This is a genomic window from Quadrisphaera granulorum, from assembly GCF_003149145.1.
GTDB classification, from domain to species: domain Bacteria; phylum Actinomycetota; class Actinomycetes; order Actinomycetales; family Quadrisphaeraceae; genus Quadrisphaera; species Quadrisphaera granulorum.
The window spans coordinates 86,657-106,483 of record NZ_QGDQ01000001.1; the positions used below are offsets into that span (position 1 = coordinate 86,657).

At 72.5% G+C, this 19,827-nt stretch carries 19 protein-coding genes and 1 tRNA gene; 9 read left to right on the top strand and 11 right to left on the bottom strand.

The window, feature by feature from the left end; genetic code table 11:
• The first annotated feature begins 16 nt into the window (after positions 1–16).
• The 5 genes from BXY45_RS00355 to BXY45_RS00375 all read left to right on the top strand — a co-directional run bounded on the left by BXY45_RS00355 (position 17) and on the right by BXY45_RS00375 (position 4,286).
• Positions 17–349, top strand: a complete 333-nt coding sequence (locus BXY45_RS00355; RefSeq protein ID WP_109772317.1) for a PadR family transcriptional regulator — start codon at positions 17–19, stop codon at positions 347–349.
• Complete coding sequence (locus BXY45_RS00360; protein ID WP_109772318.1) at positions 346–1,521, top strand: hypothetical protein; 1,176 nt, start codon at positions 346–348, stop codon at positions 1,519–1,521. Before BXY45_RS00355 ends, BXY45_RS00360 begins: the two co-directional genes overlap by 4 nt.
• Positions 1,522–1,704: 183 nt before the next feature.
• On the top strand, positions 1,705–2,550 hold the full coding sequence (locus tag BXY45_RS00365; RefSeq protein ID WP_245961566.1) for a uracil-DNA glycosylase: 846 nt from the start codon (positions 1,705–1,707) through the stop codon (positions 2,548–2,550).
• Positions 2,551–2,727: 177 nt separating this feature from the next.
• Positions 2,728–4,131, top strand: a complete 1,404-nt coding sequence (locus BXY45_RS00370) for an NAD(P)/FAD-dependent oxidoreductase (protein ID WP_109772320.1) — start codon at positions 2,728–2,730, stop codon at positions 4,129–4,131.
• A 78-nt stretch (positions 4,132–4,209) separates the two neighbouring features.
• A tRNA-Leu gene (locus BXY45_RS00375) sits at positions 4,210–4,286 on the top strand.
• 24 nt (positions 4,287–4,310) lie between these two features.
• On the opposite strand, the gene BXY45_RS00380 is transcribed toward BXY45_RS00375, so the two are convergent.
• From BXY45_RS00380 to BXY45_RS00390, 3 genes are read right to left on the bottom strand one after another with little or no spacing between them, the layout of a single operon-like run.
• Positions 4,311–6,155, bottom strand: coding sequence for a sugar phosphate isomerase/epimerase and 4-hydroxyphenylpyruvate domain-containing protein (locus BXY45_RS00380; RefSeq protein WP_109772321.1), 1,845 nt, complete (start codon positions 6,153–6,155; stop codon positions 4,311–4,313).
• 10 nt (positions 6,156–6,165) lie between these two features.
• Entirely contained in the window at positions 6,166–7,125 is a 960-nt protein-coding gene (locus BXY45_RS00385; RefSeq protein WP_109772322.1) for a shikimate dehydrogenase, read from the bottom strand.
• Entirely contained in the window at positions 7,122–8,603 is a 1,482-nt protein-coding gene (locus BXY45_RS00390; RefSeq protein WP_109772323.1) for an MFS transporter, read from the bottom strand. The genes BXY45_RS00385 and BXY45_RS00390 overlap by 4 nt, the downstream gene beginning before the upstream one ends.
• 128 nt (positions 8,604–8,731) lie before the next feature.
• Between BXY45_RS00390 and BXY45_RS00395 the strand changes: the two genes are divergently transcribed.
• The 4 genes from BXY45_RS00395 (at position 8,732) to BXY45_RS00410 (ending at position 11,777) form a co-directional block, all read left to right on the top strand.
• Entirely contained in the window at positions 8,732–8,950 is a 219-nt protein-coding gene (locus tag BXY45_RS00395) for a hypothetical protein (protein WP_109772324.1), read from the top strand.
• Positions 8,951–9,068: 118 nt separating this feature from the next.
• Positions 9,069–9,914: a Bax inhibitor-1/YccA family protein gene (locus BXY45_RS00400; protein WP_109772325.1), complete on the top strand. Its 846-nt coding sequence runs from the start codon at positions 9,069–9,071 to the stop codon at positions 9,912–9,914.
• Between the two features lie 35 nt (positions 9,915–9,949).
• Positions 9,950–10,279, top strand: coding sequence for a hypothetical protein (locus tag BXY45_RS00405; protein WP_109772326.1), 330 nt, complete (start codon positions 9,950–9,952; stop codon positions 10,277–10,279).
• 73 nt (positions 10,280–10,352) lie between these two features.
• Complete coding sequence (locus BXY45_RS00410) at positions 10,353–11,777, top strand: cystathionine beta-synthase (protein ID WP_218566864.1); 1,425 nt, start codon at positions 10,353–10,355, stop codon at positions 11,775–11,777.
• Positions 11,778–11,895: 118 nt separating this feature from the next.
• Here BXY45_RS00410 and BXY45_RS00415 read toward each other — a convergent pair whose 3' ends face one another.
• The 8 genes from BXY45_RS00415 to BXY45_RS00445 form a co-directional block, all read right to left on the bottom strand.
• On the bottom strand, positions 11,896–12,780 hold the full coding sequence (locus tag BXY45_RS00415) for an ABC transporter permease (RefSeq protein WP_211319110.1): 885 nt from the start codon (positions 12,778–12,780) through the stop codon (positions 11,896–11,898).
• A 37-nt stretch (positions 12,781–12,817) separates the two neighbouring features.
• A complete protein-coding gene (locus tag BXY45_RS00420) occupies positions 12,818–13,606 on the bottom strand; it encodes an ATP-binding cassette domain-containing protein (RefSeq protein ID WP_109772649.1) in 789 nt (262 codons plus the stop codon).
• 54 nt (positions 13,607–13,660) lie between these two features.
• A complete protein-coding gene (locus tag BXY45_RS00425) occupies positions 13,661–14,839 on the bottom strand; it encodes an ABC transporter substrate-binding protein (protein WP_109772329.1) in 1,179 nt (392 codons plus the stop codon).
• Positions 14,840–14,910: 71 nt separating this feature from the next.
• On the bottom strand, positions 14,911–16,248 hold the full coding sequence (locus tag BXY45_RS00430; RefSeq protein ID WP_109772330.1) for a sulfate adenylyltransferase subunit 1: 1,338 nt from the start codon (positions 16,246–16,248) through the stop codon (positions 14,911–14,913).
• Positions 16,248–17,177 (bottom strand): sulfate adenylyltransferase subunit CysD, encoded by a 930-nt coding sequence (gene cysD / locus BXY45_RS00435; RefSeq protein ID WP_245961568.1) that lies wholly within the window; start codon positions 17,175–17,177, stop codon positions 16,248–16,250. The genes BXY45_RS00430 and cysD overlap by 1 nt, the downstream gene beginning before the upstream one ends.
• Positions 17,174–17,881: a phosphoadenylyl-sulfate reductase gene (locus BXY45_RS00440; protein ID WP_109772650.1), complete on the bottom strand. Its 708-nt coding sequence runs from the start codon at positions 17,879–17,881 to the stop codon at positions 17,174–17,176. Before BXY45_RS00440 ends, cysD begins: the two co-directional genes overlap by 4 nt.
• Entirely contained in the window at positions 17,881–18,054 is a 174-nt protein-coding gene (locus tag BXY45_RS23060; RefSeq protein ID WP_170131238.1) for a hypothetical protein, read from the bottom strand. Before BXY45_RS23060 ends, BXY45_RS00440 begins: the two co-directional genes overlap by 1 nt.
• Positions 18,051–19,742: a nitrite/sulfite reductase gene (locus BXY45_RS00445; RefSeq protein ID WP_109772332.1), complete on the bottom strand. Its 1,692-nt coding sequence runs from the start codon at positions 19,740–19,742 to the stop codon at positions 18,051–18,053. The genes BXY45_RS23060 and BXY45_RS00445 overlap by 4 nt, the downstream gene beginning before the upstream one ends.
• Between the last annotated feature and the right edge of the window lie 85 nt (positions 19,743–19,827).

Consider the following 19,827-nt stretch of genomic DNA (forward strand, 5'->3'; position numbering starts at 1 on the left):
CAGTAGTGTGCGGTGCGTGGACACCACGCAGCTCCTCAAGGGAGTGCTCGACGCGGCCGTGCTCGCCGTCGTCGAGGACGACGACGGCTACGGCTACGACGTCGTGCGGCGCCTACGCAGCGCCGGTCTGGAGGACGTCGGCGACGCCTCCGTCTACGGCACGCTGCGGCGCCTCTACGCCGCCGGCGCGCTGAGCAGCTACGTGGTGCCCTCGGAGGAGGGCCCGCACCGCAAGTACTACGGCATCAACCCTCGCGGCCGGGAGCTGCTGGAGGCGCAGCGCAAGAGCTGGCGCGCCTTCAGCGAGACCGTCGACCACCTGCTCGCGCCCGAGGGAGACCCCCGATGAGCACCACCCTGCCCCTGCCCGCCCCCGGCCTCGATCCGGCCGCGGAGGCCCGCGAGTACGCCGCCGCCGTGCGCGCCGAGCTGGCCGACCTGCCGGCCGAGGTGATCGAGGAGCTCACCGGAGGGCTGGAGGCCGACCTCGCGGAGCTGGCCGCCGAGACGTCCACCCCGCTGCTGGACCGGCTCGGGAGCGCGCGCGCCTACGCGGAGGAGCTGCGGTCCGCCGCCGGCCTGCCGCCCCACGCGATGGCAGCCGCCCCCGAGAAGCGCTCCGGGATCTGGTCGCGCGCCACCGAGGGGGCACGCGAAGACATCGAGCACGCCGTGGCGCACCTGAGGTCTCGCACCTGGTGGCCCGGGTTCGTCGAGCGGGCCCAGCTGGTTCGGCCCGCGTGGTGGCTGGTGCGTGGCGCCCTGCTGGCCTGGCTCGTGGCGCGGTTCCTCTTCGGCCCTGGCGCGAGCCTGGGCGGCCTGTTGCTGCTCATCGCGGGAGCGGTCGTCAGTCTGGAGGTCGGCCGCCGTTACCGGCCCGTCGCCCGCTGGAAGCGGTCGCTCATCGTGGCGGCCAACGTGCTCGCCGTCATCCTGCTGCCCTTCGCCGTCGTCGCCATGACCTCGCGGGAGACCGTCTACGTCGATGCCGGGTACAGCAGCAGCGGCCCCGACACCTCGCGGGGGGTGTGGTTCGACGGGCAGGTGGTCACCAACATCTACCCCTACGACGCGCAGGGCCGGCCGCTCACCGGCGTGCAGCTCCTGGACGACTACGGCCGTCCTTTGGCGACGTCCACGGGCGATCGTTCCGACTGGTCCACCGGCCAGCCGAACGCGCTGGTTCCCGCGGTCACGGCCGACGGCGAGGTCCGCTGGAACGCCTACCCGCTGCGCGCCCAGCTGGACGGAACAGGCGGGGCACCCAGGACGCCGAGCTTCCCGGAGCAGAGTCTCTCGCCGTTGGTCGGCATCGCGTCGGGCGTCGTGCCCTCGCCGGAGCCCACACCGACGATGAGCGTCACCGCTGCGCCGTCGCCCACCGATGTGCCGTCGGAGGCGCCGACTGCGTCGTCGACGGCAATTCCACCGGTGGTGACGTCCACGGAGTCGCCGTACCCGGCTCCGTCGGTGACGGCGACGATGATGCCGTCCGCGCTGCCGTCCCCGGCGACGTCGTGACGCCGTAGCCGGCGTTCGGTGCCGTGAAGCGCAGCGCCGCCGCTGTGCACGGGCTGCGCATGAGCAGGGCGAGGGGCGGCTGGCGGGCAGTGTGGGGGAGGGCTCGGCGACAGTGGGGGAGTGCCAGTCCCTCGTCCAGCCCTACTGCCCCATCCCGTGACGCGGCAACTGCACCGCTCCCCGGTGGAGCCCGGATCCGGCTGGCCTGAGGAACCGGCGGACGCCTCGACGCGCGTCGTGCGCACCCCGGCCGGGGTGGTGCGCGCCGCCGCGACCTCGCGGACCTTGACCCAGCTCGACGCACGGGTCTCGGTCTGCCGCGCCTGCCCGCGTTTGGTCGCGTGGCGGGAGGAGGTCGCCGCCACCGGCCGCCGCGCCTACGCCGACCAGCCCTACTGGGGTCGGCCCATCGCGGGATGGGGAGATGCTCACGCGCCGCTACTCGTCGTGGGGCTCGCGCCCGCCGCTCACGGCGGCAACCGCACCGGGCGGGTCTTCACAGGAGACCGCTCTGGCGACTGGATCTTCGCGGCCCTGCATCGCGCCGGCCTCGCCGCACAGGAGCGCAGCGACCACGCCGGTGACGGCCAGCGCCTGGACGGCGTCCGCATCGCCGCGGCCGTGCGCTGCGCCCCGCCCGACAACCTGCCCTCCGGGCAGGAGCGCGCCGCGTGCGCACCGTGGCTCGATGCCGAGGTGCAGTTGGTGCGGCCCCGCGTGCTGTTCGCCCTCGGCGGCATCGCCTGGGACGCCTCGCTGGCGTGCGCCCGCCGCCTCGGCTGGAACGTGCCCCGCCCGGCGCCCCGCTTCGGGCACGGCGCCCACGCCGTCCTGACCCTCCCGCAGGAGGACGACGACGACGGCGAACGCGGCCGGCGTCGCGGCGGTGCGGTGCACCTGGTGGGCAGCTACCACGTGAGCCAGCAGAACACCTCGACGGGCCGCCTCACGGCGGCGATGCTCGACGAGGCGCTCGGTCTGGCGGCCCAGCTGGCCGGCGTGAGCACCGCCGATGCGGCGTTGGGCTGATCGGGTGACGGGGAGCCTGGGCCGACCGGATGACGGAGCGCCCCCTGCGGGTGCTTCGGGTCGCTCACCGCCGGACTGGAGGCGATGATCTCCTCCTCACCCCTGCGGGTGCCTCCGGACGGTGAAGTCTGGCGGCCCCGCTACACGTCGTGCCTCGGCGAACCGTAGATTTCCAACATGACCGCCCCCGCTTCCCTGGAGTCCCCCGTGCCCGCCGCGGCTGGACGCCCCCGGATCCTGCTGCTCGGCGGCGGTTTCGTGGGTCTGCTCACGGCGCGCCACCTGCTCAAGCAGCTCAAGCCTGGAGAGGCACAGGTCGTCGTCGTCGACCCGCGCCCCTACATGACCTACCAGCCGTTCCTGCCCGAGGTGGCCGGCGGCTCGATCGAGGCCCGCCACGTCGTGGTGTCGCTGCGCCAGGCGCTCAAGGGCGCTGACGTCGTGACCGGCGCCGTGGTCGGCATGGACCCCGCCCGCAAGGTCGTCTTCGTGCAGCCGCAGGAGGGCGAGCAGGTCGAGATCACCTACGACCAGGTCGTCATCGGCCTGGGCGCCGTCTCCCGCACCTTCCCGATCCCGGGTCTCATGGAGCAGGCGATCGGCTTCAAGAGCGTCGAGGAGGCCACGGCCTGCCGCGACCACATCCTCGACCGTCTCGACGCCGCCGCCGTCATGACCGACCCGGCTGCCAAGAAGCGTGCGCTGACCTTCGTCTTCGTGGGTGGCGGCTACGCCGGTATCGAGGCGATGGCCGAGCTGGAGGACCTCGTCCGCGCCTCGGTGAAGAACCACTCCGGCATCTCCCAGGACGAGATCAACTTTGTCGTGGTCGAGGCCCTCGGCCGGATCCTCCCCGAGGTCGGCCCCGAGATGGGCCTGTGGTCGCTGCACCAGCTGCGCGAGCGCGGCATCGACATCCGCCTCGACACCCAGCTGAAGTCCATCGTCGACGGCCACGCCGTGCTCTCCGACGGCACCGAGTTCGACACCGACACCGTGGTGTGGACGGCGGGCATCAAGTCCAACCCGGTCCTCGCCAACACCGGCCTCCCGCTCGACAAGCTCGGCCGCCTCACGGTCCGCGCCGACCTGCGTGTCGCCGGCGAGGACGGCGTCGTCGAGGGTGCCTGGGGCGCCGGCGACGCGTGCGCCGTGCCCGACCTCACCAAGGAGCCGGGCCAGTTCTGCCCGCCCAACGCCCAGCACGCGGTGCGCGAGTCGAAGGTGCTGGCCGCCAACCTCGTCGCCACGCTGCGCGGCGAGGGCCTGACCGACTACCGCCACAAGTACATCGGCACCGTGGCGTCGTTCGGCATCGGCAAGGGTGTGGCCAACACCTTCGGGTTCAAGGTCAAGGGCTTCCCGGCGTGGATGATGCACCGCGCCTACCACCTGTACGCGATGCCCACCCTCGACCGGAAGCTGCGGATCGGCCTGAACTGGCTGGTCTCCGGCATGGGCTTGACCCGCGACATGGTGGCCATCGGCCGCCAGACCCGCCCCCGCGAGGACTTCGTGGCCGCCGGCGCCAAGCCGCCGGCGCCGCGTCCCGTGGGCGACCCGGCTCCCTCCAAGAGCTGAGGCTCTGACGACGGCGGGGTCGGTGCGCGCGCACCGGCCCCGCCGTCGTCGTCGCTCTCGTCCGAGGAGCACCAGCCGGCCCCCGTAGCCCAATCGGCAGAGGCAGGCGCCTTAAAAGCGCCTCAGTGCGGGTTCGAACCCCGCCGGGGGCACCAGATGTCGGACGTTCGACCTGGTGCTCAGGCCTGGGCGGCGAGCCGTACGTGGGTGGAGGCGCCGCCGTAGCCGGCGTAGCCGCCGCGGCGTTCGAGTAGCTCTACGTGGAAGCCTGTGGCCAGCACCGCTGTGTACAGGTGCAGGAGTTCGCCGCCGTTGGTGTCGCGGTCGTAGAGCAGGCCGTGGGCGCGCAGGTCGGCGAGGTCGTCGTCCGGCAGGGCGAAGCGGGCGCCGAGGTCGGTGTAGTAGTTGTCCGGTACGGGCATGAGCGGGACGCCGTTCTCGCGCAGCCGCACGGCTTGGGCGCGGACGTCGGGCACGGCGTAGGCCAGTTGGGTCACGCCGCGTCGGCGGGGGGCTCCTGCGGCGGTCTCGGGGGCGTTGAGTACCAGCCGCAGGGTGCCTGCGGCTGGGCGCAGCGCCCGCGACCGTAGCCGTCCGTGGGGTTCGAAGAACTCCTCGGTTGGTCCTGGCTCCAGGCCTAGCAGGGTGCGGTGGAAGGAGACCTCCTGCAGGAGCAGGTCTGGTGCCACCGCCACGGCCAGGTGGTCTAGACCTACCCAGCCTGCGCCGTGGGCTCCGCCGGCTTCCTGGCCTCCTGTGCCACCGGGTGGGAGGTCTTCGAAGTCGCCTCGCCAGTGGTCGGGTTCGCCGGGTCGGTCCGAGAGCAGCACGTGCAGCCCCGAGGGCGCTCCCAGACCGGGTAGCACTGCTTCGCCGTGGGCGCGTGTGGTCTGCACCGTGGGCCACAGCAGGGCTTCGGCGCGTTGGGCGACGCTGTGCACGGGAGGTGCTACCAGTCCGATGGCGGTGACCCCGCCGGTGGCTTGGGCCTGTGGTGGCGCCGGGGACAGCACCACGTGAGCTGCGCCGTTGCGCCACAGGGTGACCGGTTTGCTGCGGTGGCGGCCGGCGGCGACGAAGCCCAGTGCCTCCAGCAGGCGCTCGACGTCGGCGCCTGGGCTGGCGGCGAGTTCGACGAAGGCGGGGTCCACCCGGGCCGGCGCTGGGGGAGCCAGCGTCACCACCTCGCGGGCGGGGCAGGTCGCCGGGAGCCGGGCGGTGAGCTGGTCTTCGAGGAAGACCAGGGAGCGTTTGGCGTCGCGCGCGGTCACGGCCGGTGCGGCCTCACGGACGAGGTCGCTGAACACCTCCAGTGACAGGGGCCCGCGGTAGCCGGCTTCCAGGACCGCCGCGACCACCCCGGCGACGTCGAGCGCGCCCTGCCCGGGGAAGCAGCGGTGGTGGCGGCTCCACTCCAGCAGGCCCATTTCCAGCACGGGGGCGTCGGCCACCTGCAGGAAGCCGATCCGCTCTCCGGGCACCCCCGCCAGCGCCTGCGGTCCGTCGCCGCGGGAGAGCAGGTGGAAGGTGTCCACGGCCAGGGTCACCGCCGGGTGGTCGGCCCGCTGGACGAGGTCCCACGCCTGCCCGACCCGGTGCACGTGACGGCCCCACGCCAGCGCCTCATAGGCGATGGTGATGCCCGCCTCGGCGGCCAGGTCGCCGAGGCGGTGGAGCTGCTCGGCGGATAGGTCGGCGTCGTCGACGGCGTCGGGGAGGGCGTTGGAGCAGCACAGCACCGTGGTGGCGCCGAGCTGGCCCATGACGGCCAGTTTGGCGCGGAAGCGGTGCTCCACTGCTGCGAAGCGGTCCGGGGCTACGCCCTCGACGTCGCGCACCGGCTGGAACAGGTCGATCGACAGGCCCAGGTCCGCGCATCGGGCTGCCACCTCTTGGGGGGTGAGCGCCGAGGCGATGAGGTCGTTGTCGAACAGCTCCAGCCCGTCAAAGCCCGCCGCGGCGATGGCGGGCAGCTTGTCGACGAGGCGCCCGCTCAGCGAGACGGTGGCGATGCCCTGGTGCACGCAGGCTCCTTCAGGACGCGGCGGGAGTGACGGAGGCAGTGCTGGACGCGGTGGAGGGCAGAGCGGTGGATACAGCGGGGTTCGCGGGCCGGCGGGAGCCGGTCAGCTCCAGGAAGTGCTGCTCCACCCGGCCTGCGTCGGCAGCCAGTCCGGTGAACAGCTCGAAGGCTCCCACGGCCTGGCCCACCGCCATCCCGCCGCCGGGCAGCACCCGGCACCCTCGAGCCCTGGCGTTGCTCACGAGCTCGGTCTCCAGGGGGAAGTAGACGACGTCGGAAACCCACAGCCGCTCGTGCAGCAGCTCAGCGGGCACCGAGGAACCCGGGTGGCCGTGCATACCCAGCGGGGTGGCGTTGACCACGCCGTCCGCCCCGGCCAGCGCCGCGGGCAGGTCGTCGCTGGCGCTGATGCGGTCCTGCCCGAACCGCGCGGCCAGCCGGGAGACGCACGCGGCGGCACGCTCGCGGTCGGCGTCCACGACGGCGACGTGCTCAGCGCCGGCGTGCAACAGGGCGTACCCGACCGCTGAGCCCGCACCACCGGCGCCGACGAGCACCGCGCGGTCGTGCACCGCCTCGGGCAGGGCCGCGCGGAACGCCCGGCCGTAGCCGGACCAGTCGGTGTTGGCGCCGACCGCGCGCCCGTCGCGGAAGATCACGGTGTTCACCGCGCCCAGGTCCGCGGCGTCCTGGCTCACCTCCTCCAGCAGTGCCACCACGGCCTGCTTGAACGGGTGGGTGATGTTCAGCCCCGCGTAGCCCAGGCGGCGGGCCCACAGCAGCAGCGCCGGCAGGTCGGCGGCGCTGATACCGAGCCGGTCGGCGTCCAGGAGGCCGTAGTGCAGGTCCAGGCCGTTCCAACGGCCCTCGCGCTCCTGCATCGCCGGGGTCAGGGAAGCCCCGATGCCCTGACCCACCAGGCCCAGCTGCACCACCCGCTGTGACCGCTGGCCGCTGAGGTGCCCGCTCATACCACGCTCACAGTGCTCTTGGTGGCGGTGGTGCTGCTGGCGGCGGCGCTCGCCGTCGTGCTGTGGTCGCCGGTGCCGGTGCCGGTGCCGGTGCCGTGCGTCGTGACCCGACGCTGCCCTACCTGAGCGGTTGGGACGAGGTGGGTGTCGCGCGGGCCGGTGAGGACGGCGATGCTGGAGATGGCGCAGGCGGCGACGGCGAACAGTGCCACCTTCCACCAACCGTCGGCGCTGCCCCCGACCAAGGCCCCGGCGATGGTGGGGGTGAACCCGGCCAACGCGAACCCGAACTGCGTGCCCACCGCCATCCCCGACAGACGCACCGAGGTGGGGAAGTACTCAGCGTAGGTAGCGGGCCAGACCGCGTTGGGCATCGAGTACACCACCCCGGCCAGCGCCACCCCGAGCACGAAGAGCAGCACCACGTTCCCGGCGGCGATCGCCGCGAGGAAGGCAGTCACGAGCACGGCGCTGCCGACCGCACCACCAACGAACACCGGCTTGCGTCCGATCCGGTCGGACAGGGTCGCCCACACCGGGATGGTGGCGATGGCCACCAGGTTGGACACGATCGCCAGCCACAGCATGGTGTTGCGCTCGATGCCGATGCCGTAGTCCTCGGAGGTGGCGAAGTTCAACGCGAACACCTGGAAGGTGGTGTTGACCATGGCGATGAAGGCGGCGAAGAAGACCCGCAGCACGGCGCCACGGTGGTCACGGAACAGTTCGGTCAGCGGGGTACGCGCCGGACGGGCCGCCTTCTCAGAAGCCTTCTCAGAGGCCTGCGCGGCGCTCTGCGCGGCGGTCTGGGCGGTGAACTCGGGGGTCTCCTCCAGGGAGCGGCGGATCAGGAAGCCCACCACCAGCAGCACCGCGCTGAGCCAGAACGGCACCCGCCAGCCCCAGCTGAGCAGCTGCTCCTCGGGCATGAGCGCGGCCACCGGCAAGAACACGGCCGGCGCGAGGACCTGACCGGCCTGGGTGCCGCTGAGGGTGAAGCTGGTGAAGAAGCCCCGGCGGCGGTCGGGGGCGTGCTCGAAGCTCATGCTGTTCGCGCCGGCCTGCTCACCGGCAGCGGACAAGCCCTGCAGCAGGCGCAGCGTGACCAGCAGCGCCGGAGCCAGCAACCCCACCTGGCTGTAGGTGGGCAGCACACCGATCAGGAACGTGGAGACGCCCATCAGCAGCAGCGTCCCGATCAGGACGGTCTTGCGGCCCAGCCGGTCACCGATGTGGCCCATGAGGAAGGACCCGAACGGGCGGGCCACGTAGGCCACCCCGAAGGTGGCCAGTGAGGCGATGGTGGCGGCGTGCCCGTTCCCCTCCGGAAAGAAGATCTTGGGGAAGACCAGGGCGGCGGCCGTCCCGTAGATCGCGAGGTCGTAGTACTCCAAGGCGCTGCCGCTCCAGGCGGCCACCGCTGCCTTGCGCGGTGTGCGTGCCGTCGCCGTGGACGGGGTGCTGCTGGTGCTGGCCATCGTCGGCTCCTCCAGTGGTGAGCGCCCGGGCGCTCTGCTCGTCGTCGAGGTGTGGCGACGCTAGGAGCACCGGGCAGGCCGTGACAATCGTTTGCCAAGCTTTGCCACTTCGCCTCTACCCTGAGCCCGTGCAGCGCCCGCGCCGCCCCACGATCACCGACGTCGCCGCCGAGGCCGGTGTCGCGGCCTCCACCCTCGCCGAGCGATCCGAGCAAGCCGGCGCCCTAGCGGTGGAGGCACTACTCAAAGGCGGGACCGCCGTGGGACCGGGGCGCGCACCCCAGGTGGTGCCCACCCACCTCGTGGTAAGCCGATCCACCGGGCCAGTGCCTCCGACGGAGGGCTAACCGCGACGTTGAGGGACCCCCGTCTGGGTGCGTCTACTGCGCGAAAGGCTTTACCAATCGATTACTCTTGGGGGCAGAGGCCGGCGCCCGCCGGTGTCAAGTCCTCGGAGGGACGCGCATGGAGAGCAACAACCCGGCGCTGCGCAACGCGCCGCAGTTCAAGCGCGGCGGCTACGCGGGCTTCGACGACGCCCCGCGCGGCGGCGCGAGCACCGCTCAGTACGGCCAGCAGTACGGCCAGCCGTCGCTGGAGGAGATGTACTCCGCGCCACCGGCGGGGCCCGCCCACACCGGTCGTCTGACCTACGACGACGTCGTGCTGCGCACCGGCATGACGCTCGGCCTCGTCGTCCTGCTCGGCGCGTTCAACTACTTCTTCTTCAGCCCGCTGCTGATGATCGTCGGCGTTCTCGGCGGTCTGGTGCTCGGCCTGGTCAACTCGTTCAAGCGCGAGCCCAGCCCGGCGTTGATCCTGGCGTACGCCGCGCTGCAGGGCCTGTTCATCGGCGGCCTCAGCCGGGTCATCGACTCGCAGCTGGTGGCGCGCAACCTAGGGGCAGTCTCGATCCAGGCGGTCATCGCCACGGTCGCGGTGTTCGCCGTGATGCTCGTGCTGTACCGCAGCGGTGCCGTGCGGGCCACGCCGAAGTTCCGCCGCATCCTCATCGGTGCGGTGCTCGGCTACGCCGTCTTCTGCCTCGTGAACTTCGTGTTCTCGCTGTTCGGTGCAGGCCTCGGCCTGTGGTCCGGCGGCCTGGGCCTCGCGGTCGGCGCGATCGGCGCGATCCTCGCCTCGCTCTCGCTCGTGCTCGACTTCGACTTCATCGAGCAGGGCGTCAAGAACGGCATCCCGCAGCGCTACGCGTGGACGGCCGCGTTCGGCCTCACCGTGACGCTGGTCTGGCTCTACGTCGAGCTGCTCCGCATCCTGTCGATCATCCGCTCGATGGCGGGCGGCGACTGACCGGTAGCACTCCCTACCACTGACACAGTGGAGCGGTGACCGACTCACCGCACGAACGGGCCGAGCGTGAGCTCGGGCGGGTCCTCACCCGCCTGGCAGCGCTCGGCCCGTCTCGTTTGTCCCGCGCTGCCGAAGGCCTGTCCCCGGCAGAGCTCGTGCGCCCCGTGCTCCAGGAGCTGGCCGACGCCGCGGCCACGGTGGAGGGGCGCCCGGCGCGCGTCGTCCCCGTCCTCGAGGACCGCGCCCTGGGAGATCAGCTGGCCGTGCTCGGCCGGGACCTCCTGGTTGCCTGTAGAGGCTCAGGTGACGACGCCCCTCTCGCTGATGCGGCCGCCCGCCTCGAAGCCCTGCGCCGCGCGCTCTGACGCGTGGGAGGTGGCCGACTGCCCATGATCACCGTGATCATGGGCAGTCGGCCACCTCGGTGGGGGTGGGAGGATGTGGGGCGTGCAGTACGCCGAGAACATCGTCGACCTGATCGGCGGCACGCCGCTGGTCAAGCTGAACCGCGTCACCGAGGGGATCGCCGCCACCGTGCTGGCGAAGGTCGAGTACCTCAACCCCGGGGGCTCCGTGAAGGACCGCATCGCCGAGCGCATGATCGAGGCCGCAGAGAAGTCCGGGGAGCTCAAGCCCGGTGGCACCATCGTGGAGCCCACCAGCGGCAACACCGGTGTCGGCCTGGCCCTGGTAGCCCAGCGCAAGGGCTACCGCTGCATCTTTGTCTGCCCCGACAAGGTGGGCGTCGAGAAGCGCGACGTGCTGCGCGCCTACGGCGCCGAGGTGGTGGTCACGCCCACCGCCGTCGCCCCCGAGAGCCCCGAGAGCTACTACTCCGTCTCCGACCGCATCGCCGCGGAGACCCCCGGCGGCTGGAAGCCCAACCAGTACGCCAACCCCGAGGGCCCGGCCAGCCACTACGCCTCCACGGGGCCGGAGATATGGAAGGACACCGACGGCCGGATCACGCACTTCGTGGCCGGCGTCGGCACCGGCGGCACCATCACCGGCACCGGCCGCTACCTCAAGGACGCCTCCCGCGACCGCCTCGGGGACGACGGCACCGCGAAGCCCGTGCGCGTCATCGGCGTCGACCCGGAGGGCTCGGTCTACTCCGGCGGCACCGGCCGCCCCTACCTCGTCGAAGGCGTCGGGGAGGACATCTGGCCCCCCGCGTACGACCCGTCCGTGCCCGACGAGGTGGTGGCCGTCTCCGACGCCGAGGCGTTCGCTATGACCCGCCGTCTGGCCCGCGAGGAGGGCCTGCTCGTCGGCGGCTCCTGCGGCATGGCCGTGGTGGGCGCGTTGCGCATCGCGAAGACGCTGCCGGCTGACGCCGTCGTCGTCGTCCTGCTGCCCGATTCCGGCCGCGGCTACCTCGGCAAGATCTACAACGACGCGTGGATGCGCTCCTACGGCTTCGACGTCGACGCGCCCGGCACCGCCGCGGTGGGCGGGGCCACCGCCGGTGACGTGCTGCGGGGCAAGTCCGGACGTCTGCCCGACCTCGTGCACACCCATCCCACCGAGACCGTGCACGACGCCATCGAGATCCTCCGCGAGTACCAGGTCTCGCAGATGCCCGTCGTCGGGGCCGAGCCGCCGGTCATGGCCGGTGAGGTGGCCGGGTCGGTCACCGAGGAGGGCCTGCTCGAGGCGGTGTTCTCGGGGACGGCGTCGCTGTCTGACGCGGTAAGCAAGCACATGGACGCGCCGTTGCCGCTGGTCGGCGCAGGTGAGCCGCTCAACGACCTCCGCGAGACGCTGCGCGTCAACCGCGCTGTGCTCGTGGCCGTCGACGGCAAGCCCGCCGGCGTGGTCACCCGCGCGGACCTGCTGGCCTTCCTCGCCAGCCGCCACTGACGCGTCAGTGACATGCCACTGAACCATCGCTGAGTTCCGGCGCTGACATCCAGCGCCGGAACCCACATCGGGCGCCCACTGGATCACCAGTGGGCGCCCGATGAGCGTCAGCCGGCTGTCAGCTCGCGCGCGCCAGACCGCGGCGTGCCAGCACCCCACGCTCGATCGGCGCGAAGACGCACAGCTCCACGGCGATGCCCACCGCCAGGATCGCCAGGATCGCGACCATGACCACCTGCATGTCGGACAGGTCGCGGCCCTGCTGCAGCAGCGCACCGAGGCCGAAGCCCATCTCCCCGCCGATGGCGATGATCTCCGCGGCCATGAGCGAGCGCCACGAGAACGCCCACCCCTGCCGCAGGCCGGCCAGGTAGCCGGGAAGCGCCGCCGGGAGGATGACGTGTCGCACCAGTGCCCAGCGGCTTGCCCCGAGCACCGCGCCCACGCGGGGGAACAGCGGCGGCACCTGGTCGACGCCGGACACGAGCCCGTTGATGATCGACGGGACCGCGCCCATGAGGATGACGAAGTAGGCCGTGGCGTCGGACAGGCCGAACCACAGGATCGCCGCGGGGACCCACGCCACGGACGGCAGCACCTGCAGGCCGGAGATCAGCGGCCCGACCGCGGTCCGCACCGGACGCACTCGTGCCACGAGCAACCCCAACGGAGTGCCGATGAGCACGGCCGCGACGAAGCCGACGCCACCGCGCTCGATGCTCGTGAGCACCGCCGTCGGCAGGCTGCCGTCGGCGATCCGCTCCTTGATCGTGTACCAGACGTCGAGCGGGCTCGGGAGCACGTACCGCGGCTGGACCCCTGCGAGGACGACGAGCTGCCACACGACCACCACGAGGACCAGCGCCACCAGCGGCGGCAGCAGGCGCTTGCGCCACCGGGTCGAGAGACCGGGCTCGGCGACCGGCTCGGTGGACAGGACGTCGAGGCCGGCCTCCAGGCCGCCGTCGCCGATGGTCGGGCGCTTGTCGCTCGTCGCGGCCACCGCGGTGCTCCCTGCTCCCGAGGTCCCAGCTGAGGGCTCAGCGGGCATGGCGGCGGATCTCCTCTCGCAGGTGGTCGGTGATCTCGATGGACAGCGCCGCGACGGCCGCGTCTTCGATGCGACGGCTGCCGCTCGCGTCAACGGCCCACTCCCGCACGATCCGGCCGGGGCGCGAGCTCATGAGCAGCACCCGCTCCCCGAGGCGCACGGCCTCGCGCACGTTGTGGGTGACGAAGACGACGGTGGTGCCGGTCTCGCGCCAGATCCGCTCCAGCTCGCTGTGGAGCACGTCGCGGGTGATGGCGTCGAGCGCGGCGAACGGCTCGTCCATGAGCAGCACGGACCGCTGCTGACCTAGCGCGCGTGCCAGGGCCACGCGCTGGCGCATGCCACCGGACAGCTCGTGCACCCGCTTTCCGCCTGCCCCGGTGAGGCGGACCAGGTCGAGCAGGCGCTCCACCTCCGCGGGGCGCTCGCGGCGCGGCACACCGCGCAGCTTGAGCGCCAGGTCGAGGTTGCCCGCCGCGGTCAACCACGGGAACAACGCCGACTCCTGGAACATCAGCGCGGCGCCCGAGGACGGCACCTCCACGGTGCCCACCGTGGGGCGTTCCAGGCCCGCGACGAGCGAGAGCAGCGTCGACTTGCCGCAGCCCGAGGCACCGAGGAGGCAGACGAACGAGCCGGGGGCGACGTCGAGGTCGACGGTGTCGAGCACCGCCGGGCCACGGCCGTAGGCCTTGGAGACGCCGCGCAGGCGGACGGCTCCACCCGAGACGACCTGGGGGGCGCCCCCGGAGGTCGGAGCTGGAGCAGCTGACGCCACGTGCGGAGCCCCCTCAGTGCCGGCGCTGGTGCTGGTGCGCGTCGCGGTCACGGTTCACTCCTCACCCAGGCCGGCGGCGGAGACCTTCGGGGCGCCGGCGGCCGTGAGCACCTCGTTGAGGAGGCGCAGGTCGTAGATGCCCTGGAGGTCCACGGTTTTGGTGGTTCCGGCGGCGACGGCGTCTTCCAGCAGCTTGGGCAGCGTGGAGGCCAGGGGATCGTCGGTGATGGTGAGGTTGCTGAAGGCGCGGGCGATGACAGCCTCGCTGAGTGCCTTGGTGGTCAACGCCTTGATCTGCTCGTTCACCGCCGCCGGTGCGCCCGGGTCACTGGCGGCCCAGTCCACGGCCTTGACATGCCCCTCCAGGAGAGCCTTCACCGTCTCCGGGTGGGCCGCGAGGAACTCCGTCGAGACGATGAGGTGCGTCGTGAGGAACTTCCCGTCGGGCCACAGCGACTTCTCATCGACGAGGACGGTCGCCCCGGCGTCGAGGACCAGCCGCGAAGCCCACGGCTCAGGCAACCACGCGCCCTCAAGGCGTCCTTGACGGAACAGGTCCAGCGTCGAGGAGTTCTCGGTCGGCGTGATCGTGACGTCGCCTCCGGTACCCGACGTCGTGGTGGCCAGGCCCTGGCCGGCGAGCCAGGTGCGCAGCGCCACGTCTTGCGTACCGCCGAGCTGGGGGCTGGCCACCTGCTTGCCCCTGAGCTGCTCAGCGCTGGTGATGCCGGGCTGCACCACCAGCTGGGCGCCGCCGGAGCACGCGCCAGCGATGATGCGCAGGAGGGTGCCGCCGCTCTTGGAGAAGGCGTTGATGGCCGGGCTGGGCCCGATGTAGGTGGCGTCGATGGCCCCGGCGGTGAGGGCCTCGATGGCTGCCGGGCCGGCGTTGAAGGCCTGGGTGCTGAATTTCGTGGATCCGAGCGCCTCGGCGAAGTAGCCCTGGGCGATGCCGGCGAGGGCGGCTGCATGGGTGACGTTGGGGAACAGGCCCAGCCTCAGCTCCGCGGCTGCTGTGCCGCCGGTGGTGGGCGCGGCCGACGTGGCAGCTGAGGTGGATTCGACGGGGCGGGAGCCGCAGGCTGCGAGGACGGGGAGGACGGCGAATGCGCCCAGGCTCCCGAGCACGGCCCGCCGCGACAGGCGGAACTGCTGGTATGACTGCTGGTGCTGATGCGTGACCGAGCCGCTCGCCGGCGGGCCGACGGACGGGTACGAGTGCGGGTTGGGCATGGTGATCTCCTCTGGGTGACGGGGTGGGTTGGTACTGGTGGGGTGGCTGGTCTGGCGTGGCCGGGGGAGCCTCAGCCGGCCCGCAGACCGGGGATCGGCGCTCCCGCCATCCCGGCGCCGAGGGTGGCGCCGTCGGAGGGGTCGATGAGCAGGAAGGCGCCCGTGGGGCGCAGTTCGCGGTAGGCGTCGAGGGGGAGCGGCTCGGCGGTGCGGACCACCACCCCGCCGATCTCGTTGAGGGCGAGCTGCCCGTCCGCTCCGGTGTGCTCCAGCGACGCGACGTCGAGACGGTCGGTAACTTCCCGAACGATCGCGCGCACGGTGCGCGTGCCGTGACGCAGCAGCAGGCGGTCTCCGGTGCGCAGCGGACGCTCGTGCAGCCAGCAGACCGTGCCGGAGAACTCCTGCACCGGCTCCGGTGCCCCCGTGACGGCGGCGATGAGGTCACCGCGCGAGACGTCGACGTCGTCGGTGAGCCGCAGCGCCACCGAGCGACCGGCGCCGACCTCCTGGAGGGGCCCGTCCGCGGTGTCGATGCCCGCGACGCGCGTCCGCTGGCCGCGGGGGAGCACCACGACCTCCTCGCCGACGGCCAGGCTGCCGCTGGTGACCAGCCCGGCGTAGGCGCGGTAGTCGGTGTCGTGGTCGCGCAGGACGTACTGCACGGGCATCCTCGCGGCGCCGCCCGCGACGTCGTCGGCCACCGGGAGCTGCTCGAGCAGCTCCAGCAGCGAGGGCCCGTCGTACCAGGGCATCCGGTCGGAGCGGTCCGCCACGTTGTCGCCGTCGAGGGCGCAGACGGGCACCGCGGTCAGCTGGTCGGCCCGTAGCCCGAGCTGCTCCACGAGCTGCGCGGCCTCGGCGTGCAGCTGCCGGAACCGTGCCTCGTCGAAATCGACGAGGTCCATCTTGTTGACGGCGAGCACGAGGTGCGGCACACCCAGCAGCGCCGAGACCGCCGCGTGCCGCCGGGTCTGCTCGACCACACCGTGGCGGGCGTCGAGCAACAGGACGGCGACCTGCGCCGTGGAGGCACCGGTGACCATGTTGCGCGTGTACTGGACGTGACCGGGGGTGTCCGCGAGCACGAACCGGCGCCGCGGGGTGGAGAAGTAGCGGTAGGCCACGTCGATGGTGATGCCCTGCTCCCGCTCGGCACGCAGGCCGTCGGTGAGCAGCGAGAGGTCGACCCGCTCCAGGCCGCGGTCGCGGCTGGTGCGGGTGATCGCGTCGAGCTGGTCGGCCAGCACGGACTTGGTGTCGTGCAGGAGCCGCCCGACGAGGGTCGACTTGCCGTCGTCGACGGAGCCCGCCGTGGCCAGGCGCAGCAGGGGCGCCTCCTGGGGCAGCAGCTCCTCGACGTCCAGCGTCGAGGTCTCGCGGGGCAGCTGGGCTGCGGACGCGCTCATCAGAAGTAGCCCTCTCGCTTGCGGTCCTCCATGGCTGCCTCCGACAGGCGGTCGTCGGCGCGCGTGGCGCCGCGCTCGGTGAGGCGGCTGGCTGCGACCTCGGCGATCACCGCCGCGTAGGTGTCGGCGTCGCTGGAGACGGCACCGGTGCAGGACATGTCGCCGACGGTGCGGTAGCGCACCGTGCGCCGGGTGACCTGCTCGTCGGCCCGGGGGCGGCTCACGGGGGTGTCCGCGATGAGCATGCCGTCGCGCTCGAACACCTCGCGCTCGTGCGCGAAGTAGATGCTCGGCAGCTCCACGCCCTCACGGGCGAGGTACTGCCAGATGTCCAGCTCGGTCCAGTTGGACAGCGGGAACGCGCGCACGTGCTCCCCGGGGGCGTGCCGGCCGTTGTAGAGGTTCCACAGCTCGGGGCGCTGGCGGCGCGGGTCCCACTGGCCGAACTCGTCGCGCAGCGACAGCACGCGCTCCTTGGCGCGGGCTTTCTCCTCGTCGCGACGCGCCCCGCCGAAGACCGCGTCGAAGCGGTGCTCCGTGATCGCGTCCAGCAGCGTGGTGGTCTGCAGCGGGTTGCGGGTGCCGTCGGGCCGCTCGCGGACCCGCCCGGCGTCGATGGAGTCCTGCACGCTGGCGACGACGAGCCGCACGCCGTACCGCTCGACCGCGGCGTCGCGGTACTCGAGGACCTCGGGGAAGTTGTGCCCGGTGTCGACGTGCATCACCGGGAACGGCACCGGCACCGGCCAGAACGCCTTGCGTGCCAGGTGCAGCACCACCACGGAGTCCTTGCCGCCGGAGAACAGCAGCACCGGCCGCTCGAACTCGGCAGCGACCTCGCGGATCACGTGGATGCCCTCGGACTCCAGGGCGTCCAGCGCCGAGAGCGCTGCCGGGGCTGCCGGGCTCGATGACGTCAGCGCGCTCACGTGTGGATCCCGCACTCGGTCTTGGCGGTGCCCGACCAGCGTCCGCTGCGGGGGTCCTCACCGGGCGCCACGGCCCGGGTGCACGGCGCGCAGCCGATGGAGGGGTACCCGCGCAGGGTCAGCTCGTGGCGCGGCAGCTGGTGCTCGGTGATGTAGTCCTCCACGTCCTGCAGGGTCCATCGCACCAGCGGGTTGACCTTGACGAGGTGGTGCTTCTCGTCCCAGGTCACCACCGGGGTGTTCGCGCGGGTCGGGGCTTCGTCGCGGCGCACCCCGGTCACCCAGGCGCCGCGGCCGTCGAGCGCCTCGGCCAGCGGGAACACCTTGCGCAGGGAGCAGCACAGGCCCGGGTCGCGCTCGTGCAGGCGCGGGCCGTACTCGGCGTCCTGCTGGGGCACGGTGAGGCGGGGCAGCACGTCGATGACGCGCACGGGCAGCTCGGCGGCTACCCGGTCGCGCATCACGGCCGTCTCCGGGAAGTGGTAGCCCGTCTCCAGGAAGAGCAGCTCCACCCCCGGCAGCAGCTGCGCGAACAGGTGCGGGAGCACCGCGTCCTGCATGGACGCGGCCACCACGAGGTCGTGCCCGAAGGTGTCCACCGCCCAGCGGGCCACCTCCTGGGCGCTGGCGCCCTCGAGGTCTCGGCCGGCGGCCTCCGCCAGCGCGCGCCGCTCGTCCGCCGTCGTCGTCGTTGTTCCTGTCATCACCGTGACTCCATCCCCACGGGGTGCGGCGCCAGGCCGTGCACCCTTACCGAGAACACCCGCAGGCACTCCCCGCACCGCCACGCCGTCGCTGCCGCCTCGTCGGGCCGCAGGTCCTCACCGGCGCAGAACGGGCAGTGCAGCGGCGTGCTGCGCCCGCCCGCCTCGCTCATCGGAGCTTCTCCTCGTCGGCGCGGGCCACCCACTGGGCGAACCGCTCGCCGTCCTCGCGCTCCTCGAGCCACGCACTCGTCACGCGCTCGACGTAGTCGGGCAGCTCGCTCGCGGTGACCTTGTGACCGCGCAGCTTGCGCCCGAACCCCGCCCCCAGGCCGGTGGCGCCGCCCAGGTGCACCTGGAAGCCCGGCACCTGCGCGCCGTCGGCATCCGTGACGATCTGCCCCTTGAGGCCGATGTCCGCGGTCTGGATGCGGGCGCACGAGTTGGGGCAGCCGTTGACGTGCACCGTCAGCGGCTCGGCCAGGGTCGGCAGACGCTGCTCCATCTCGCTGACGAGGGCCGCTGCGGTGGCCTTGGTCTCCACGATGGCGAGCTTGCAGAACTCCAGACCGGTGCACGCCATCGCGCCGCGGCGCCACGCGCTGGGACGGGCCTGCAGCCCGATCGCCGCGGCAGCCTCGACGAAGGACTCCACCTGCTCCGGCGCGATGTCGAGCACCACGAGCTTCTGGTGGGGCGTCGTGCGTACCCGCCGGCTGCCGTGCGCCTCCGCGGCGTCGGCGAGCGCCACGAGCACCGGGCCGCTGACGCGACCGACGACGGGCGCCAGTCCCACGTAGCGCAGCCCGTCGACCTGCTCGTGCACGCCGACGTGGTCGGGCTCGGCGGTCGGCACGGGAGCCGGACCGTCGAGCAGGGGACGGTGCAGGTAGTCGCGCTCGAGTACCTCGCGGAACTTCGCCGGGCCCCAGTCGGCCATGAGGAACTTCAGGCGGGCGCGGTTGCGCAGGCGGCGGTAGCCGTGGTCGCGGAAGATCCCGACGACGCCGGCCCACACATCCGGGACGTCCTCCAGCGGAACCCAGGCGCCGAGGCGCTCGGCCAGACGGGGGTTGGTGGACAGGCCACCGCCCACCCACACGTCGAAGCCGGGCCCGTGCTCGGGGTGGACGACGCCGACGAAGGCGAGGTCGTTGCCTTCGTGGACGACGTCGCCGCGGGGCGAACCGCTGACGGCCGACTTGAACTTGCGCGGCAGGTTGGAGAACTGAGGGTCGCCGATGAAGCGCTTCTGGATCTCCAGGACGGCGGGGGTGCCGTCGACCACCTCGTCGGCGGCGATGCCCGCCAGCGGGCTGCCGAGGACGACGCGGGGGCAGTCACCGCAGGCCTCGGTGGTGGACAGGCCCACCGCCTCGAGGCGGCGCCAGATCTCGGGGACGTCCTCCACGCGGATCCAGTGCAGCTGCACGTTCTGGCGGTCGGTGACGTCAGCGGTGCCGCGGGCGAACTCCGTGGAGATCTCGCCGATGGTCCGCAGCTGCTCGGTGGTGAGCGCCCCGCCGTCGATGCGGACGCGCATCATGAAGTACTCGTCGTCGAGCTCGGCGGGGTCGATGCTGGCCGTCCGGCCGCCGTCGATCCCCGGGCGGCGTTGGGTGTACAGGCCCCACCAGCGCATGCGGCCCCGCAGGTCTTCCGGGGCGATGCTCGCGAAGCCCTCGCGCGAGTAGACCTCCTCGATGCGCTGCCGGACGTTCAGCCCGTCGTCCGCGGCCTTGAAGACCTCGTTGGGGTTGAGGGGGGTGCGGTCGCCCGTGGCCCAGGCACCGTCGCTGCGGGCAGCGCCGTCCCTCGGGCGCGCGGCGCGCGCGGGGCGGGGGCTGGTCTCAGCCGTCATGGGTCGTGGAGCGCCTTCCGGTGCAGGCCTGCTGGCAGGGAGAAGCGCACGCGGGGGCGCACGCCGTGGTGCTCAAGGTGGCGCC